This is a genomic window from Nocardia otitidiscaviarum (genome assembly GCF_007362295.1).
GTDB classification, from domain to species: domain Bacteria; phylum Actinomycetota; class Actinomycetes; order Mycobacteriales; family Mycobacteriaceae; genus Nocardia; species Nocardia otitidiscaviarum.
This window is the reverse complement of record NZ_CP041695.1, coordinates 5,192,806-5,211,594: the sequence shown is the minus strand read 5'-3', so window position 1 is coordinate 5,211,594 and position 18,789 is coordinate 5,192,806. Positions and strand designations below refer to the sequence as shown.

17 protein-coding genes are annotated in these 18,789 nt (G+C 67.7%); 13 read left to right on the top strand and 4 right to left on the bottom strand.

Annotated features, from left to right (window positions below):
- The first annotated feature begins 12 nt into the window (after positions 1-12).
- Positions 13-1,008, top strand: a complete 996-nt coding sequence (locus tag FOH10_RS23360) for an amidohydrolase family protein (RefSeq protein ID WP_143982327.1) — start codon at positions 13-15, stop codon at positions 1,006-1,008.
- Here FOH10_RS23360 and FOH10_RS23355 read toward each other — a convergent pair.
- Complete coding sequence (locus FOH10_RS23355) at positions 1,005-1,793, bottom strand: GntR family transcriptional regulator (RefSeq protein ID WP_143982326.1); 789 nt, start codon at positions 1,791-1,793, stop codon at positions 1,005-1,007. The genes FOH10_RS23360 and FOH10_RS23355 overlap by 4 nt on opposite strands.
- Positions 1,794-1,979: 186 nt before the next feature.
- Here FOH10_RS23355 and pucD point away from each other — a divergent pair, with 186 nt between their 5' ends.
- Positions 1,980-4,286, top strand: a complete 2,307-nt coding sequence (gene pucD, locus FOH10_RS23350; protein ID WP_143982325.1) for a xanthine dehydrogenase subunit D — start codon at positions 1,980-1,982, stop codon at positions 4,284-4,286.
- 27 nt (positions 4,287-4,313) lie between these two features.
- On the opposite strand, the gene FOH10_RS23345 is transcribed toward pucD, so the two are convergent.
- On the bottom strand, positions 4,314-5,807 hold the full coding sequence (locus FOH10_RS23345; protein WP_186000561.1) for a PucR family transcriptional regulator: 1,494 nt from the start codon (positions 5,805-5,807) through the stop codon (positions 4,314-4,316).
- A 259-nt stretch (positions 5,808-6,066) separates the two neighbouring features.
- Here FOH10_RS23345 and FOH10_RS23340 point away from each other — a divergent pair, with 259 nt between their 5' ends.
- From FOH10_RS23340 to FOH10_RS23325, 4 genes are all read left to right on the top strand, one after another.
- Positions 6,067-6,540, top strand: coding sequence for a (2Fe-2S)-binding protein (locus tag FOH10_RS23340; RefSeq protein ID WP_143982323.1), 474 nt, complete (start codon positions 6,067-6,069; stop codon positions 6,538-6,540).
- A gap of 53 nt (positions 6,541-6,593) precedes the next feature.
- Complete coding sequence (locus FOH10_RS23335; RefSeq protein ID WP_143982322.1) at positions 6,594-7,721, top strand: XdhC family protein; 1,128 nt, start codon at positions 6,594-6,596, stop codon at positions 7,719-7,721.
- Positions 7,722-8,047: 326 nt separating this feature from the next.
- On the top strand, positions 8,048-8,953 hold the full coding sequence (locus FOH10_RS23330) for a helix-turn-helix domain-containing protein (RefSeq protein WP_143982321.1): 906 nt from the start codon (positions 8,048-8,050) through the stop codon (positions 8,951-8,953).
- Positions 8,923-9,219 carry a DUF397 domain-containing protein gene (locus FOH10_RS23325; protein WP_342355905.1) on the top strand — a complete coding sequence of 99 codons (297 nt, stop codon included), beginning with the start codon at positions 8,923-8,925 and terminating at the stop codon, positions 9,217-9,219. Before FOH10_RS23330 ends, FOH10_RS23325 begins: the two co-directional genes overlap by 31 nt.
- Before the next feature lie 3 nt (positions 9,220-9,222).
- Here the strand turns inward: FOH10_RS23325 and FOH10_RS23320 are convergent, their stop codons facing one another.
- Positions 9,223-10,143 carry an NAD-dependent epimerase/dehydratase family protein gene (locus tag FOH10_RS23320; RefSeq protein ID WP_143982319.1) on the bottom strand — a complete coding sequence of 307 codons (921 nt, stop codon included), beginning with the start codon at positions 10,141-10,143 and terminating at the stop codon, positions 9,223-9,225.
- Between the two features lie 110 nt (positions 10,144-10,253).
- Here FOH10_RS23320 and FOH10_RS23315 point away from each other — a divergent pair, with 110 nt between their 5' ends.
- The 5 genes from FOH10_RS23315 (at position 10,254) to FOH10_RS23295 (ending at position 14,645) form a co-directional block, all read left to right on the top strand.
- Positions 10,254-11,195, top strand: coding sequence for a GlxA family transcriptional regulator (locus FOH10_RS23315; protein ID WP_143982318.1), 942 nt, complete (start codon positions 10,254-10,256; stop codon positions 11,193-11,195).
- A gap of 226 nt (positions 11,196-11,421) precedes the next feature.
- Positions 11,422-11,817, top strand: coding sequence for a DUF6325 family protein (locus FOH10_RS23310; protein ID WP_244961345.1), 396 nt, complete (start codon positions 11,422-11,424; stop codon positions 11,815-11,817).
- A 16-nt stretch (positions 11,818-11,833) separates the two neighbouring features.
- Complete coding sequence (locus FOH10_RS23305) at positions 11,834-12,163, top strand: SHOCT domain-containing protein (RefSeq protein WP_143982316.1); 330 nt, start codon at positions 11,834-11,836, stop codon at positions 12,161-12,163.
- Positions 12,164-12,283: 120 nt separating this feature from the next.
- Positions 12,284-12,688, top strand: a complete 405-nt coding sequence (locus tag FOH10_RS23300; RefSeq protein WP_143982315.1) for a DUF7144 family membrane protein — start codon at positions 12,284-12,286, stop codon at positions 12,686-12,688.
- Positions 12,689-12,749: 61 nt separating this feature from the next.
- Entirely contained in the window at positions 12,750-14,645 is a 1,896-nt protein-coding gene (locus FOH10_RS23295; RefSeq protein WP_143982314.1) for an alkyl/aryl-sulfatase, read from the top strand.
- 52 nt (positions 14,646-14,697) lie between these two features.
- Here FOH10_RS23295 and FOH10_RS23290 read toward each other — a convergent pair whose 3' ends face one another.
- On the bottom strand, positions 14,698-16,407 hold the full coding sequence (locus FOH10_RS23290) for a SulP family inorganic anion transporter (protein WP_143982313.1): 1,710 nt from the start codon (positions 16,405-16,407) through the stop codon (positions 14,698-14,700).
- A gap of 236 nt (positions 16,408-16,643) precedes the next feature.
- On the opposite strand from FOH10_RS23290, the gene FOH10_RS23285 reads away from it, so the two are divergent.
- Positions 16,644-18,023 carry a DUF2252 domain-containing protein gene (locus tag FOH10_RS23285; RefSeq protein ID WP_143982312.1) on the top strand — a complete coding sequence of 460 codons (1,380 nt, stop codon included), beginning with the start codon at positions 16,644-16,646 and terminating at the stop codon, positions 18,021-18,023.
- Positions 18,024-18,133: 110 nt separating this feature from the next.
- The gene (locus FOH10_RS23280) at positions 18,134-18,739 is read left to right on the top strand and encodes a DUF4203 domain-containing protein (RefSeq protein ID WP_143982311.1); all 606 of its coding nucleotides are present in this window, start codon (positions 18,134-18,136) and stop codon (positions 18,737-18,739) included.
- Positions 18,740-18,789: the final 50 nt, after the last annotated feature.

The following is an 18,789-nucleotide window of genomic DNA, read 5'->3' as shown; positions in this document are numbered from 1 at the left end:
AGGAGAATCACAGTGATCATCGATACGCATGTGCATCCCACCAACCTGGTCGACGAAGCCTGGCGGCACACCGGCGAACCGTTCACCGGGGAGCGCGTTCTGAAAATGATGGACGGTCCGTTCTGGATCAACGGCAAACCCCGCCGGGTCGATGTCAGCTGCATCATGCCGCCGCCGGGAAATACCGCCTGGCGCGAGGGAAATCGCAGTGGCCGCGAGGGAATTCGCGACTATCAGGCGTACGTCACCTCACTGGTCCGAAACTACCCGGACCGCTTCGTCGGAAATTTCATCTACAACCCCCGCTTCGGGCCCGAGAACGGGGCCGCCGAACTCGCGTTCCACGTCAAGGAATACGGGTACAAGATGATGAAGCTGCACGCCAACATGCACTCCTACCGCCCGGACCGGGCACTGGACTGGCTGCGCCCCGCCCTGCGCGTGTGCGACGAGCTCGGCGTGACCGTGTTGATCCACACCGGTGACGGCCCGTATTCCATTCCCACGCAGTTCTATCCGATCATCCGGGAGTTCCCGGGCGTCAACTTCATTCTCGGCCACTTCGGCATTCAGACCGGCGGTGTCTACTGTTTCGAGGCGTTCTGGATGATCCAGGACTCCACGAATGTCATCGGCGAATCCGGCTGGCTGCTGCAATCGCGCATCGTGGAATTCGCGAAGGAGATGAAGAAGAGCAAGATGGTGTTCGGCACCGACTCGCCGCCGAACGAGCCCGGCATGTGGGCCCGTGAACTGGAGGTGCTGTGCCATGAGCCGCCGCAGGGTCTGAACCTCTCCGAAGACGATCTCGAAGGCTATCTGGGCAACAATATGGCGAAACTGCTCGGACTGGCACCGACCCCGCCGCCGAAGGACCGGGCCGAAGCGGAGGCGTACCTGCGCGGCGACGTGGTGCAGGCATCGGCGACCAATTCGCACGCCGACCACTACAGCGACTACACGCCCTCCGCCTGGGCGGAGGAAGCGGCGCTGGACGCTGGCCGCTAGCGGGCCGTCCCGAGGGCGCGAGCGCGACGTGGCTTGCGCCCCTTGGGATCCGCTGTCGCATCGGATCCGACGACGAGGGAGAGCTTGCGGCGCTCGCCACCCGCGGGCTCGTCCCGTGCGGTGGCCTGCGAGAGCCGCACGCGCAGGCGGGAAATATGTTGCCGGGCAGCCTGTTCGGCCAGGTCCGGATCGCCTGTCGCCATCGCGTCGACGATGCCGATGTGCTCGTCGAGCGCGAAGCGCGGCGCCTGCGCACCGCGCCACAGCGAGTGCAGCGCGAGGTGCGAGCGTCCCGCGATGGGCTCCAGGGTGGCTGTGAGATGCGGATTTCCGGCGATCTCACGGATGGTCCGGTGGAAGCGGACATCCAGTTCGATATGCGCCGCCTGATCCGCGCCCGCGCTCAGCACACCCTCGTGGTCGGCGATGATCTCGCGCAGCGTGGCCAGTCCCGCCGTGTCCAGGCGCTCGGTCGCCAACCGCGCGGCAAGTCCCTCCAGCAGTTCGCGCACCACGTACAGCTGCCGGAGGTCGGCGATGTCGACCTTGCTCACCTGCGCGCCGCGATGCGAGATGTGGGTGGCCAGCCCCTCGTAGATCAGGCGCTGCACCGCCTCGCGGACCGGCGTGCGGCTGACCTCGAGCTGGCGCGCCAGCTCGGGCACGCTCAGCGCCGTGCCGGGGGTGAGCTGATTGCGGAAGATCGCCAGCTTGAGGGCCTCGTAGGTGCGGTCGGTGAGTAGCTCGGCGGCGGAGGAGTTCTCCGGTGCGGGCGACTCGGGCATGACGATCGGTCCTCCTGGTGGGCGATGCAGGCCATGTTACATGCAATGTTCCGGACACCCGCCGCCGTGTCCGGTCATGCGGCCTGTGGAACGAAACACATTGACAGACAACCTGATACACGCGCCAACCAGGAGGAGGCACCCCATGAACACATCCTCAGACCCCCGATTCGGCCGGAGTCCGCGATGACCGCCCTGGTGCGCGGCGCGCGCACGCGGGAGGGGTACGGCGTCGGCGACCGCGCGCCGCGGCCCGACGGAGCGCTGAAGGTCACCGGGGAGTTCGCCTACTCCTCGGACCTCTGGATGGAGGGCATGGTGTGGGCGACCACCGTGCGCAGCCCCCATGCCGCGGCGCGCATTCGAGGCATCGACGTGAGCGCGGCGGTGGCGCTCGCGGGCGTTCACGCCGTTCTCACCCACGAGGACGTCCCCGGAGCGAAGACCTACGGCATGAAGATCGCCGATCAGCCGGTGCTGGCCATCGATCAGGTTCGGTATCAGGGCGAGCCGGTCGCGCTGGTGGCGGCGGACGACCCGGAGACCGCCCGGCGGGCGGCCGAACTCGTGGTGGTCGACTACGAGGTGATGGATCCGGTCACCGATCCCGAACTCGCACTCGACGCGGATACCCGTGCCGTGCACGGGGTTTCGAATCTGGTGCGGCACGTCAAGATTCGGCACGGCGATATGGAGCGGGCGCGTGCCGAGGCCGACGTCGTGGTCACCGGCGACTACGAGGTGGGCATGCAGGACCAAGCCTTCCTCGGGCCCGAATCCGGCCTGGCCGTCCCCGCGTCCGACGGCGGCGTCGAGCTGTACGTCTCGACGCAGTGGCTGCACAAGGATCTCGAGCAGCTCGCGCCCTGCCTGGCGCTGCCGCCGGACAAGGTGCGGTTGACCATGGCCGGGATCGGCGGCGCGTTCGGCGGCAAGGAAGACCTCTCGGTGCACGTGCACGCCTGCATGCTCGCGCTGCGCCTCGGCAAGCCGGTGAAGATGGTGTACAACCGCTACGAATCCTTCTTCGGGCATGTGCACCGGCATCCGGCCACCATGCGCTTCGAACACGGGGCGACCCGCGACGGCAAGCTCGTCTACGTCAAGGCGCGCCTGCTGCTCGACGGTGGCGCGTACGCCTCCACCTCACCGGTCGTGATCGCCAACGCGGCCTACTTCGTGGCGGGTGCCTACGAGGTCGCGCACGCGGAGATCGACGGATTCGTCGTCTACAGCAACAACCCGCCGTGCGGGGCGATGCGCGGATTCGGAGCCGTGCAGTCGGCCTACGGATGCGAGTCCAATATGGACAAACTGGCGCGTGAGCTGGGTATCGACCCGGTCGAGCTGCGGCTGCGCAATGCCATGACCACCGGCACGGTGCTGCCGACGGGTCAGCCCGTGGATGGACCGGTCCCGGTCGCCGCCCTGTTGTCCGCGCTTCGGTCGAGGCCGATGCCGCCGTCGGAGGGCAGTCGGGATCTGCGCCTGCTGCCCGGCGGGGTGGGAAATACGACGCACGGCGAGGGGATTCGCCGCGGCGTCGGATACGCGGTCGGCGTCAAGGCGACCGGCTACTCGGGCGGGGTCGACGACATCTCCACGGCGCGCGTGACGCTGTCGGTCACGGCCGGTGCGCCCGTCGTCTCGGTCCACACCGCCGCGGCCGAATGCGGGCAGGGCATCACCACGGTGCAATCGCAGATCGCCACCACCGAACTGGGCATCACCCAGGTGGTGGTGCTGCCCGCGGACACCCGGATCGGCGACGCCGGCTCGGCGTCGGCGTCGCGCATGACCTGGATGTCCAGCGGCGCCGTCCAGGGCGCCTGTCGGCAGATCGCGGGGGAGATCCTGCGCCGGGCCGGAGCGGCGCTCGGTCGCGATGTCGGTGGTCTCGCGCTGCGCGATGACGCGGTCGTCGACGTCGAAAGCGGTGATCCGGTGGCCGCGATCGCCGATCTGGTCGGGACCGAGACCGTGGAACGGGTCTTCGTCTACCGGCATCGGCCGACCGAGACCATCGATCCCGAACGCGGCCAGGGCAATGCGCATGTGGCGTTCTCGTTCTGCGCGCATCGCGCGGTCGTCGACGTCGATGTGGAACTCGGGCTGGTGCGGGTGGTCGAGCTCGCCGTCGCCCAGGATGTCGGCAAGGCCATGAACCCGCTGGCCGTCGAAGGCCAGATCGAGGGCGGCAGCGCACAGGGGCTGGGTTTGGCGCTGATGGAGGAGATTCTCGTGGACGACCGTGGGCGAGTGCGCAATCCGTCGTTCACCGATTACCTCATTCCCACCATCCTCGACGTGCCGGACATGCCGATCACGCTGTTCGAATTCCCGCACCCGGACTCGCCGTACGGTCTCAATGGGGTGGGGGAGCCGCCCACCCTGTCGTCCACACCGGCCATCATGAACGCGCTGCGCGACGCCACCGGATTGGAGCTGCCGCGGGTGCCGGTGCGCCCCGACGAGATCGCCTTGCGCACATAGTGACTCGGTTCTTCTCGCCCTCGCGCCTCACCACAGCGCGAGGGCGAGGAAGAAGTCGACGCGATCCTCGAGCCGGGACAGGTCCCGCCCGGTGAGCTCCTCGATGCGTTCGATCCGGTAGCGAACCGTATTGACGTGCACATGCAGCCGGTCCGCGCAGGCGCTCCAGCCGCCGGACACACGCAGGAAGGTCTCCAGGGTGAGCACCAGATCGGTGCGGTGTCGCCGGTCGTAGTCGTGCAACGGGGCCAGCAGGCGTCCCCGGAAGATCCGCCGGACCTCGTCGGGGACACTGGACAGCAGCAGCATGTGGGTCGCGAGCTGGTCGTGGCTGACGACATTCGCGGGCTCGGCGCCGGCGGCGGCGGAGCGGCAGGCGTAGCGGGCCTCCTCGACCGCGCCGCGCAGCCCCGTGCGGTCCACGGCACGACTGATACCGAAGGAGAGGCGGACCCCGTCCAGGCCCGCCGCCAGCACCTCGGCGGCGCGGCGGATCTCGTCGACGACCGCGCTGTCGGCGGGTATCAGGGCGATGCCCTCGTGCCCGATCGTGCCGATCACCGGATTTCGGCCATACAGCGTCTCGCGCAGCACAATTCGGATCGTCTCGGCGTCCTGGCCCGCCGACGCCGCGGCCGCCACGGCGACGTGGCACTGCCCGGAACGGTGGCCGGTGAAGTCGAGACGCGACATCACCTCCGCCGGTTCGGCTTCACCGACGATCATGTCGATCAGCTCCTGTGCGATCCGGTCGGTCGTGCTCTCCCGGTCGGCCCGCGTGCGCTCCAGGGCGACCACGGCGGCCAGTTCACGCACGACCGCGCGCCGCTCCTCGGGCCAGTCGCTCCGATCGCCCTCGCACACCAGATACCAGTCGGCCACCCGGGCGGTGCTGTGCTCGCTGATCGCGAAAACGGTGCAGGGGCTGTCTGTTTCGCGTAGTACCAGGGGCAGGCGGCGGGTGCCCAGGGCGGTGCCGAGCCGCTCGATCGGCGGTGTCGACGACCCCGCCACCACACGCCCCGTGAAGCTCAGCACCCAGCAGCGCATACCGAGATCGCGTTCGATCAGGCCGAGCACCGATTCCAGCCCGCGCCCCGAGACGACCTGACGGTGCCGGTCCAGTACCGCGCTGAGATGCGCGGACCGGCCGGTGGCGACATTGCGATTGACCTGCTCGGTGACTCGCGCGAAGGTGACGGATTCCGGCACGCGCAACAGCGGGATGCGGTGGTGGCGGCATGCCTCGATGACGTCGCGCGGAATGCCGCCGTAGCGGGCGGGTCCGGCGATCATCCCGGCGGCTCCGGATCTGGCCAGGGCGCGCACGAAAGCCGCGCTGTCGGAGGCATGATGGCGCCAGTGCAGCCCGGTGATCACCAGTTCGTCTCCGGACAGGTAGCGGCTGGGATCGAGCAGATCGGTGGTGACCGCCCACCGCACCGAACGGTCGAGGTCTTCTTCGCCGCTGATGAGTTCGAGACCCAGATCCGCCATGGCGAGCACGGAGCGCAGTCGCACGGTCGACACGCTAACAGCTGTGCCCCTTGGACATACCCACAAAGGTGACCGGGTGAGCTGGGACACATTCTGGGTGCTTCGCGTCTGGCCCTCGATCGCCGTTGTCGGGTCTACTGGCCTACGTCGCGCGTGATCCATCGGTCGAGTACCGATTCCGAGCGCGTCCATTCGGTTGCCGGGTGCGTTCCCGTCGATTGCGCCGAATGCTGTCGCCGTTGCCGTCCGGCGGGCGTTTCTATCGTGGAAAGGAAGCTGCCCGATGCGTGTGACGTGCACCGTGAATGGCTCGCCGGAGACCGTCGATGGCGTGTGGGAGGGTGAGAGCCTGCTCACCATGCTGCGTGAGCGAATGGGTCTTCCCGGCTCCAAGAATGCCTGCGAGCAGGGTGAATGTGGTTCCTGCACCGTGTATTTGGACGACACCGCCGTCTGCTCGTGCATGGTGGCGGCCGGGCAGGTCGAGGGGCGCTCGGTGCGGACCGTGGAGGGGCTGGCCGATGGCGGCGAGCTGGATCCGGTGCAGCGGGCGTTCATTCGAGCGGGCGCGGTCCAATGCGGGTTCTGCACCCCGGGCCTCGTCGTGGCGGCGCACGAGCTGATCGAACGGCATCCCGATCCCTCCGATGCCGAGATCCGGGAGGCATTGGCCGGAAACCTCTGTCGCTGCACCGGATACGCCAAGATCCTCGACGCGGTCCGGCTGGCCGCCCAGCAGCGCGCGGCGGCGGAGTGAGCGCGGCGATGCGTGGATTGCCGGTCGGTGCCGAATAGGAATGGAGCCCTCCGATGTTGGACCTGCTGGATCGGCTGCTCGCGTGGAGATCCCGCGGTGCGCGTAGCGCCCTGGCCACGGTTGTCGACACCTCGCTCAGCGCGCCACGCGCACCCGGCAGCGCCATGATGGTCTCCGAATCGCTCGAGGTGTTCGGCAGCATTTCCGGCGGCTGCGTGGAGGCCGCGACGGTCGCGATCGCCGAAACCGTCCTGGCCTCCGGCACTCCCGTCCTCGAGCATTTCGGCGTCACCGACGACGACGCCCTCAGTGTCGGCCTGACCTGCGGCGGCACCATCGACGTCTACGTGGAGCCGGTGACGGACACGCTGCTCGATCACCTCGTTCGGATACGAGACGCACTGGCCGACCGCCGCCCGGTGACGATGACCACGGTCATCCGCGATGGTTGCCTGCCCATTCGCTCCCGCTGGGAGGACGGGACGATGATCGGATCGAATACCGGACTCGAGCCACCGAACTGCTCCGCCGACCGTATCCGACCACTGCTGGCGGCCGGGCGCGACGAGTTGATCCGCGTCGACGGTGCCGACCCGTTCACCCTCTTCGTCCAGGTATTCACTCCCGCCCCACGCTTGATCATCTTCGGTGCCGTCGATTTCGCCGCCGCCCTGGCGCGTCTGGCGAAACTGCTCGGCTACCACGTCACCATCTGTGACGCCCGCCCCCTGTTCGCGACCCCCGAACGCTTCCCCGACGTCGACGAGGTGGTGGTCGACTGGCCGCACCGCTACCTCGACGCGACCGAATCCGACGAGCAGACCGCACTCTGCGTCATGACCCACGACCCCAAATTCGACATCCCCCTGCTGGAACGAGCCCTCCGACGTCCCGCCGCCTACATCGGCGCGATGGGCTCGCGACGAGCCAGCGCGGAGCGCGCGCACGCCCTGCGCGCCCGCGGCATCACCCCCGCCCAACTCCGCCGCCTGCACGCCCCGACAGGTCTGGACATCGGTGCCGTGACCCCCATGGAAACCGCCGTGTCGATCCTCTCCGAAATCCTCGCCGAACGCGGGCAACGCTCCGCGAAACCCCTGACCGCCGGAACCGGCGCGATCCACGCACGCCTCCACCACGATGTCGGCCACGGCGACCGACGTGTACGACAGGAACCGTGAGCCAGCCTCCCCTGGTGAGCGGCAGCCGAAAGGAACCCGGTCGCGCCGGGTGACTGTCACGGTAGAAGCCCCAGCACGACCAGACGATGACGCCACCGCACAGCGCCAGAATCGCCAGCAGAGCCCATGCGTCCCACGCCATCTCGGCCTCCATTCGCGATTGGATACCGAGCGGGCTATAGGGGTTCGCCGCAGGTTCTCGATGCTCGGTGCTGTCCACCTTTCTCGAATTGGCAATTCCACGAAGCTGATTCCAGCTACGCTGGTGGAACTCCATTGAGGGGTAGTCCAGTACGGAGATTCCCAAATAGTGAGGCTAATCAAATATGGTCGGATCCTCGCTTCCCCGCAGGGCGCTCGGTCGCCTGCTTCGCCAGTATCGAATCGCTGCCGGAAAGGGCCAGTTGGCTGCGGGATTACACGTCGAAATCTCTCCGCAAAGCATCGGCCGCATGGAGGATGGGCGGAAGGTCAAAATTGTCACGTCTCAGATCAAGGATCTGCTAGACCTCTACGGCGTCGTGGAACCGAGCGAGAAGCGCGATGAAGTCCTCAGCCTCTGGCAGGAAGTCAGGCAGCAGGACCACGCCGCCAAATTGCAGGGTGATACGAAGGGGTGGTGGCGTTCGTACCGGGATCAATTCGCCGCGCACTTCGACCACTACCTCAGTTTGGAAGCCTCCGCGCATCGGCTGACCTCCCATCAGCTCACGTTGGTGCCCGGTTTGCTACAGACGCCCGAGTACCGCCGAGCCATGATCCACGCCGACGACCCGAACCTGTCCGCCGTCGATGTCGAGCGGCGCCTCGAACTGGCTGCGCGAAGGCGAATCAGGCTCGAGGACAGTGCTTTCCACCTCAGCGCCATGCTCTCGGAAGCCGTGCTTCGCCATCAGCCCGGCGGTTGTGCGGTGATGGGCGGCCAACTCCGGCAGCTCATCACCGATGGCGAACGCGAGAACGTCGCGATCCGGATCGTGCCCTTCGGCGTGGGCGCGCACAGCGGCCTGGTGGTCCAGTCGTTCACGTTGCTCGAATTTCCGCCACCGGCAAACAGATTGGTCGAGCCGCCGGTGGTGTACGTGGAAGGTTACGAAGGTGCGCTGTTCCTGGAACAGATGGACGTGATCGATCGGCATCGCCGGGCGCTGTCCAACCTCGGGCAGGTAGCGTTGAGTGAGGATGACTCCAGGGAGCTGGTGTGGAGAATCGCGAAGGAGTACCAGGCGTGACGATCGCTCTATCCGAAGCCCAGTGGTTCAAATCCAGCAAGTCCCCGAATGCTTCGGAGTGTGTGGAGGTCGCGTTCCTCGGCGCGGGAGGTGACCGGGTCGGGGTCCGAGACTCCAAGGACCCGACCGGCCCGGCGCTCGTCTTCGACGCGTTCGGCTGGGATGCGTTCGTGGGCGCGGTCCGGTCCGGGCGGCTCGATCAACCATGCGCTGGCCGACCCGGGTGCCACCCGGTTCCCAACGCGGGTGGCAGCACCGGGTTGTAGCCGCTACCCGGTGGTGCCGTAGCGGGCGGTGTCGGCGAGCACCGTATCGATGGGAGTGGGGGACAGGTCGAAGGTGCGCTGGGTCAGGGTCGAGTCGAGGACATCGGGATGTTCCAGCGAGTAGAACATCTCGACCATCTCCGCCGAGATGGGGTCGCCCGCCCCTGCCCACGCCAGCTCGGTCAGCGACATCGGAACCAGTTGCGGCGCAGGGGCGTCGGTCAGCTTCGCGAGACGCTCGACGACGGCACGCAGCGACATCACCGTCGACGGAACATGCCACGCCCGCCCCCAGGAACGCTCGTCGCGGGCGACAGTGGCCAGCGTCAACGCGACATCGTCGACGAACGACCAGCTCTTCGCCACGTCCGGATCGCCCGGGTAGCTGGCGGGTTCTCCGGCGATCACATTGCGCGTCACCAGGAAGTTGAACAGCGATCCAGCGTCTCGACCCAGGTAGTCCGAGGCGCGTACCTCGGTGACGCGCACCCGACCCGCCTCGTGCGCGGCGAGCGCGTCGAGCCACATGCGTGCTCGCACCGCACCTTTCACCGCGATCGGGGACATGGGCAGCTCCTCGGTCATCGGCCCGTCCACCCGGCCGTAGCCGTAGGTGTTGCTGAGCGACACGTAGTTCGCGCCCGTGCGTTCGGCCGCGGCGAGCACACCCGCGGCGATGGGCGGAAAGTCCGCGGGCCATCGGTCGTAGGCAGGCCAGGTGGTGTTGATCAGGGTCTGCGCGCCCGCGGTCAACGCGGTGAGCCCGTCGGCGTCGGTGGTGTCGGCAACCACCTTGTCGATCAACGGATGGTCGGGCCCGAGCCCGCGTCGGCTGACCAGCCGCACCTGCTCACCTGCCTCGGCCAGTAGTAGGGCGGTGCGGCTTCCCGTGCTCCCGGCACCAGCGACGACATGCAGAGACATTGCTTTCCTCCTCGGCTCGAGCCACCCCGGCGGCGGTCCGCAACCGACTGTGCCCGGCCCGAAACGCGTACGGTAGTGGCCTGAATGCCGTACATCCCAAGGATCGAGCCATGCACCGCGTCGTCGTTCTCGCAGTCCCCCCGGTGACCACCTTCGACCTCGCTATTCCCGAAATGGTCTTTCCCGCAGTACAGGTCGCCGGCGAACCGGTGTACGACGTCGTGGTGTGCACCGCCGATCCGGGCATCGTGCCCGCATACGTGGGACGCGATGTCGTGATCAGCGCGGGCCTGGACCGGCTCGCGACGGCCGACACCGTGATCGTCACCGGCACCGGCGCCCACGTGGACGGCGACCCGCGTGTCCTGGCCGCCCTCCGCACGGCCGCCGCCGCTGGCACTCGCATCGCCTCCATCTGCACCGGAGCTTTCGTCCTGGCCCAGGCAGGTCTTCTCGACGGGCGTCCCGCGACCACGTACTGGCAGTACTCGACCCGGATGAGTGAGCTCTTTCCCGCGGTACGGCTGCAACCCGATGTGCTCTTCGTCGACGACGGCCAGATCCTCACCTCGGCCGGACTGGCCGCCGGCCTGGACCTCTGCGTACACATCGTGCGCCGCGATCACGGCGCGGCCGTGGCCAACGCGGTGGCGCGTCTGGCCGTGGTCGCGCCCATTCGCCCCGGCGGCCAGGCACAATTCATCGAAACGCCCCTCCCACCGGAGACAGGGATCTCGCTGGCCGAAACCCGCGCCTGGGCAGCGGCGCGACTCGACGAACCGCTCACCCTGCGTGAGCTGGCGGCCCACGCCCACGTCAGCACCCGCACCCTCACCCGCCGCTTCCGCGCGGAAACGGGATGCAGTCCGCTGCAATGGCTGCTGCACCAGCGCGTCGACCGGGCGCGTGAACTCCTGGAGGTCACCGACCTACCCGTGCCCGAGGTGGCCCGCCGCTCCGGCCTGGGCACCGGAGAATCGCTGCGCCTGCACCTGATGAAACGGCACGGCCTGACCCCCAGCGCCTACCGCACAGCGTTCAGCCGCCGCTGACCACCATCAACTCGTGTCGGCGGGCCGGTCGATCGCGGCGATGTTCGCCCGCACGGCGTGACGACCGTGGACGATAGTGCCATCGGTGGCTCCCTCCGGATGGACAGCGATCGTCCACGACTGTGGCGTGGCATCGGCTGCCCGGCTTCACCCAGAGCGGGTGATGCGCACGGCGACGGCGCACGTGACCATCACCGGTATGGCGCACTCATCGACACTCGGACCGGTGGAACTGACGGTTCTCACCTTTCCCGGCACCCGCATCGACGCCGACGTGAAAGCCGGACTCGCCGCGGTGGTCGACCAGGGATACGTGACCTTGCTCGATCTGATCTACCTCGCCAAGGATGCCAACGGCTATCTCACCCAGGTGGAGATCGACGAGTCGCTCGAGGCGATCGGGCTCGACGGTCTGGCCGTGGACGCTCGCGGCCTGGTCAGCGATGACGACCTGGAGTTGGTCCGGTCGTCCATGGCGCCCGACACCTCCGCGGTGGTCCTCGTATACGAGCAGACCTGGGCGCGCGCACTGGCCGGGACGGTGTCGGCGGCCGGTGGCGAGGTGCAACTCCACGTTCAGGTTCCGCGCGACGCCCTCGACGCGGCGCTGGTCGAATCGTAGAGAAAGGAAGAGCCCCATGGTATTTCGTGGCGGAAGAATCGGACGGCCCGGACTGCTCGGCACCGTCGCCCGGACCGCGGTGGTCGCGGGCACGGCCAGCGCCACCGCCAACGCTGTCAACCAGCGCGCCCAGCGTCGCGCCGCCGAACAGCAGGCATACGCCGAACAGCAAACGGCCGCGTACGCACCACCCCAGGCCCCCGCCACCCCTCCACCGTCGGCGTCCCCGGCCACGGAAACCGGCGACGACCTCGTAGCCAAGCTCCAGCAGCTGGGCCAGTTGCACGCCTCCGGAGTGTTGTCGGACGAGGAATTCGCCGCCGCGAAGGCGCAACTACTCCGGTGAGACGCGCGGCGTCGGCACTACCGCATCGTCCCTACCTCTCATCCGATCCGGGTGCAGCGGATTCGCACCCGCGACGGACACAGTGAGAGTTCTCCCGTACTCCGTCCGAAAGGGGTTGTGATGGTGTCCACCGGTACGCGGCACCCGGCGCGGCAAGGGTTCGCGTTCGGGATCTCCTTCGCCGTCGGTATTCTCCTGTTCGCCGCCGCGGCGCTGTCGGTGTTGCAGGGCATCGCGGCGGTGAACGGCGATGCGCTGTTCGAGGTCGGTCCGGATTACACCTATCGGCTCGACCTGACCACCTGGGGGTGGATCCACATCGTGGTCGGGGCGTTTCTGGGCCTCGTCGCCATCGGGCTCATGTCGGGTGCGAAGTGGGCGCGGATGACCGCGATCTGCCTGGCCGCGCTGTCGATGGTGGTGAACTTCCTGTCCCTGCCGTACTACCCGTGGTGGGCGGTGTTGATCATGGCTCTCGACGCCGTGGTGATCTGGGCGGCGGCGACCTGGAACCCGGAACCCTGAGTCGCCGACTTCACCCCGTTCGGGTGAGGCCGATCCAACAGCGGAATCCCAGACTTCCGATATGACTGCGACATCGAAACCGGCATCCGAGTCCGTTGTTCGCCAGCATCAGGAGTTGCTGCGGCGGCTGCCCTTCTCCGATACCCAGGACTTCGACGACGCTACCAGGGGTTTGATCGGCCGACGCACGCCGAACGCGGTCACCGCGGCCGATGGGACGGTTCTGTGGGACAACGATACCTACTCTTTCCTCGATGGCGACGCGCCCGACACGGTCAACCCCAGCCTGTGGCGGCAGTCCAAGCTGGTGGCGATCGATGGCTTGTTCGAGGTGGTGCCGGGTATCTACCAGGTGCGCGGCATGGACCTGTCGAACACCTCGTTCATCGAGGGCGACGAAGGCGTCATCGTCGTCGACACGCTGCTGTCGAACGAGACGGGCCGCGCGGCATGGGAGCTGTACCGGCAGCACCGCGGTGACCGGCCGATCAAGGCGATCATCTACACCCATTCACACGCCGACCACTTCGGCGGCACCAAGGGATTCGTCTCCCAGGAACAGGTGGACGACGGGACGGTGCGGATTTTCGCGCCGGAGGGGTTCCTCGAGCACGCGGTGTCGGAGAACGTCTACGCCGGAATCGCGATGAACCGTCGCGCCGCCTATATGTACGGCGCCGCGCTCGCGCGCGGTCCACGCGGTCAGGTCGGAGCCGGGCTGGGACAAACGATTTCGACCGGGGTGGTCTCGCTCATCGCGCCCACCGACATCATCACCACCACCGGCCACGAGGTGACCATCGACGGCGTGCGGATGGTGTTCCAGATGGCCCCCGACACCGAAGCCCCGTCGGAGATGCTGGTCTACTTCCCGGATTTCAAGGCGCTGTGCGCGGCCGAGGACGCCACCCACACCTTCCACAATCTGCTCACCTTGCGCGGTGCGGTGGTGCGCGACCCGCACGGATGGGCCAACTACATCACCGAGACCATCGACCTGTTCGGCGACGAGGTCGAAGTCGTATTCGCCTCCCACCACTGGCCGATCTGGGACAACGAGCGGGTGCGGGCCTTCCTGTCCACCCAGCGCGACCTGTACGCCTACGTGCACGACCAGACGCTGAGGTTGATGAACAAGGGTCTCACCGGTCCGGAGATCGCCGAAGAGATCCAGCTGCCCCCGTCGCTCGAGAACGCGTGGAGCGTGCACGGTTACTACGGTTCGGTCAGCCACAATGTCAAGGCGGTCTACCAGCGCTATCTCGGCTGGTTCGACGGCAATCCGGCCAGCCTGTGGGAGCACACCCCGGTGGAGCAGTCCAAGCGTTATGTGGACTTCATGGGCGGTGCCGACGCGGTCGTCGCCAAGGCCCGCGAATCCTTCGACGCGGGCGACTTCCGGTGGGTGGCACAGGTTCTCAACCACGTCATCTTCGCTCAGCCGGACCACGCCCAAGCCCGCGAACTCCTCGCCGACACCTACGAACAGCTCGGATACGGTGCGGAGAACGGCACCTGGCGCAGCTTCTACCTCTCCGGCGCGACCGAGCTGCGCGACGGACGGTTCGGCACCCCCACCGAGACCACCGCGCCCGACGTCATCAACAACCTCTCGCCGACGATGCTCCTCGATGCCATCGCGATCCAGATCAACGGACCGAAGGCGTGGGACGAGAAACTGTCGATCGACATCGCGCTCACCGATACCGACCAGCGCTATCGCCTGTGGCTGGCCAACGGGGTGCTGACCTACAGCGGCCGTCCACAGCGCGGCACGGCCGATGCCACGCTGACCACCACCCGCCGGAGCCTCCCGATGCTGGTACTCGGCGGACTATCCGCGGACAATCTCGCGAACTCCGGCAGCGAGCTCACCGGAGATACGTCGGTCCTGCAACGTCTGGCCGCGGTGCTCGACCCCGGCGACAAGAACTTCGCGATCGTCACCCCGGACTAGATACACCTCGACGCCGCGATCCACGGAGGCCGTCGAAGACTCGACGGGAAACCTAGTCGCCGTCGCGGGCGGGTCCGGAGTGCTCGGGCAGGTCGGCGACGGCGGCGCTGATGGTCGGATACACCGGTGCCGCCCGGTTTCCGGTGTCGGCGGAGCTGAGTTCGTCGCCGAACTGGCCGATCGACCGCGCGATCCGGAAGTCGATGCGGCGACGGGCGAGGCTGTCGCGGAGTTCGGTGAGCATGGTTGCCGCGCTGACGTCGATGGTCGGAGAGGTTTCGGCGTCGAGCACGACGAGCCGGGTCGCATCGGTACACATGTGCTCGATGTGCTCCTGCACGTAGTCGGCATTGGCGAAGAACAGCCCGGATTCCACGCGCACGACCAGCACGTCGGCGCGCCGGGGCAGGTCCGGGTGACGATCGGCGTCCAGCCACAGCGTTCCCTGCGCGGCCAACGCCGTCACGTGCGGTTGGGAGGCCCGGTAGACGAGCAGCACCATGGAAATGCCGATGCCGATCAGCAGTCCGGGCAGGGTGTCGAACAGCAGCACACCGAGCATGGCCGCCACCGCGGCGGTGAAGTCCGCGCGGGCGGCTTTGCCGTAGATGCTGCCCAGCCGGTCGGTCCAGACCCGATAGAGCCTGCGCAGTGCCGCGATATCGACCAGCTCGATCACCGCGGCGATCACCACACCGGCCAGTGTGGCCTCGGGCAGCTTCTCGAACAGGCCGGTCAGAAACAGCAGTGTCAGCGCGGTCAGTGCCGCGACGATCAGACCGCTCAGCTGTGTCTTGGCACCCGCCGAGCCGTTGACGGCCGTCTTGGACAGGCTGCCGTTCACCACCATTCCCGAGCTGAGACCCGCACCCAGGTTGGCCGCGCCCATACCGAACAGCTCCCGATTGGGATCCACGGTGTAACCCGCTGTGGCCGCATAGGTTTTCGCCGCGCCCAGCCCCTCGGCGAATCCGATCAACAGCACCCCGACCGCGGGACCGAGCAGGTCCAGATAGTCGTGGAAGCTCAGGCCGTCGGGTGGTCCGACAGTGGGCAGGCCCGCGTCGATATGCCCGACGATATCGACGCCGTGGTCGTCCAGGTGCAGGGCGGCGACGGCAAGGATGCCGAGCAGCACGGCCAGCAGCGATCCGGGCACCAGCGGCAGCCAGCGGCGAAATCCGAGGACCACGACGAGGCTGAGCGCACCGAGCAGCGCTGTCCGCCAGTTGATCTCGCCCAGGTGGGTGATGACTCCCCAGGCTTGTTCGAAGAAGTCCCCGTCGCGCTTGTCGATGCCGAGCAGTTTCGGAACCTGCCCGATGATGATCGTCAATGCCAGGCCGACGATGAAGCCCTTGAGCACGGGCTCGGAGATGAAATTGGCCACGAACCCGAGCCGGGCCAGTCCGGCAAGCAAGCCGACCACGCCGGTCGCGATCGCCAGAGCGGTCGACAGCGCGATGTACCGGCCGCCGTCGGCCCCCGCGAGCGGGGTGATGATCGCCGCCGACAGCGCCGCGGTCGCCGACATCGGCCCGACAACCAGGTGCCGGGAACTGCCCGCCAATGCGTAGAGCACCAGCGCCGGCAGCGCCGCGTACAGTCCCGCGACCGGCGGGACGCCCGCGATCGACGCGTAGGCCAGTGCCTCCGGCACCAGGACCGCCCAGACGGTGAGGCCCGCGATCGCGTCGGCACGCAGCCACCGCGACTGGTACGCCTGCAAAGACTGAAACACCGGCCATGCCATGGCTGCCATCCGTTCTCGTGCGGGCATCGGCCCGTGTCGGAGTGCACCGATGCCTGTGCGACCACGGCCGCGCCCATCACCGGACACTGCCCACCGGCCACCGTAGGGCGGCGGGTGACGTCGGCTGCTCACCTGATCCGGGTGAATTCGACGGTCGCCCAGCCGCTCGTGTGCGGCACGGCCCTGTTCCTTTTCATCCGATTCGGGTGAGTTGCCGGTCCGTGCAGGTGGGCACCATGGTCGGTATGGCCGAGCACCCTCGGACTGGCGGTCGCCGATACCCGGAGGTAGATCGGGCTCCGGCGGAGACAGGTCGCGCCGCCCGCAAGCGGATCTCCAGATCCCGGCTCGGAGTCTGGGAAGCACCGCCCGACCGTGTCGATCCGATAGCCGTGCTGCAAGCGCAGGCCGCGAGTCGGCTGCCCGAACTGGTGCCGATCCGCCACGCGCGGATGGCCGCCGGGGTGTTCCCATTCCTGCGCGGTGCGCCCGCCATCATGGCCGCCGATCTCGCCGCGTCGCCGAACACCGGTCTCACCGTGCAACTGTGCGGCGACGCGCACCTGATGAACTTCGGGCTGTACGCATCACCCGAGCGCACTCTGGTCTTCGATCTCAACGACTTCGACGAGACATCGCCCGGACCGTTCGAATGGGATGTCAAACGGCTCGCCGCCAGCCTCGCTGTCGCGGCACGCGCGAACGGGTTCTCCGATGCCACCGCGGCTCTCGCGGCACGGACCGCGGCCGAGGCGTACCGCGTGAACATGCGCAGACTGGCTCGGCTCGACGGCTTGACCGTGTGGTACGAGCAGATCGACATCAGCGCCGTGATCGGGACGCTCGAGCATGCCCGACGTCGCAAACGCGCCCGACGACAGGCCGACGCCGCTCGATCGCGTACCAGCCTGCAAGCGTTGCGGAAGCTTACCGAGCCGGATCCCGAGGGCACACCGCGGATTCGGCATCAGCCGCCGTTGCTGGTACCGATCGCGATCGCCGACCAGCGCATCGTCGACACCGTATTCGCTGACTACCGGACCACTCTGCCCGAGGAACGCCGAACATTGCTCGACCGGTTCCGACCGCTGGAAATCGCTCGCAAGGTGGTCGGCGTCGGCAGCGTCGGCACCCAGTGCTTCATCATGCTGCTGCTCGACCGCACCACCGGCAGCCCCCTGTTCCTCCAGGTGAAGGAGGCGCAGCGGTCGGTCCTCGAACCGTACGCCGAACCCAGCCCATTCCCGCACCAGGGCCATCGCGTCGTCCACGGCCAACGCCTCAGCCAAACCGCGAGCGACATCTTCCTCGGCTGGGCCACCGGCCCGCAGGGGCGCTTCTTCTACTGGCGGCAACTGCGGGACATGAAAGGTTCGGCCGATACCGAATCCATGACCGCCCGAGGACTGACCGACTACGGCGCTCTCTGCGGGCGCACCCTGGCCCGCGCCCACGCCCGCTCCGGCGACCGCGTCGCCATCGCCGCCTACCTCGGCACGGCCGAAACCTTCGACCGCGCGATGAGCGACTTCGCCCTCGCCTACGCCGATCAGACCGCCGAGGACCACCGGGCGCTCACGCGAGCCATCGAAACCGGACGCGTGGAGGTGGCCACGGAATCCTGACCTCCCGCGCCGATTTCACCCACCGCGTGTGAGGTGCCCTCAGCCGCCACTCCCTTAGCGTCGCGATACTCGTCCTGCGCCGCGACGCTCGGCCACCGAGAGGAGTCCACATGAACGGGATCGTGGTCGCCCTGGTCGGAGCACTGCTGTGCTTCTACGGCATCCGATCGGTCCACCTGGGCATCCTCGCGATCGGTTTCGGACTCGGCTGGATGATCGCCGACCTGTTCAACCCGTCATTCGGGTGGCTGCTACTGATCGGCCTGATCGGCGCGCTCTCGTCGTGGGTGGTGACGTCTCTGATATTCCGCTTCGCGGCCTACTTCATCGGCGGCCTCACCGGCGCCATGATCGGCACGAAGCTGGCCACCCTCTTGCAACCCGGCGACAAGAGCTGGGCATTGAGCATGATCGTGGCGGCCGCGGTCTGCGTAGCCGGCGCATTCCTCGCCGACAAGTTCCGCGCCCGCGCCCTACTGTGGCTGACCTCCATCGGCGGCGCGAGCATGGTCCTCAGCGGCCTCGGCCGCATGGCCGACCCACTGGTCTTTCTCCGCGACCCGGACCCCGGCTGGCAACAGGCCACCGCCACACTGGCGTGGATCGGCCTCTCGGTGCTGGGCTGGATCACCCAGCGGCACCTGTTCGCCGAGAAGCTGGGTATCGAGCACCTGGTCGGCGACGACAGCGATCGGAGCGAGGCGCCGGACAGCTGACCCATGGACGCGGCTTTTCCAGCGGTCGGGCCGATGGCCACCGAGGCTGG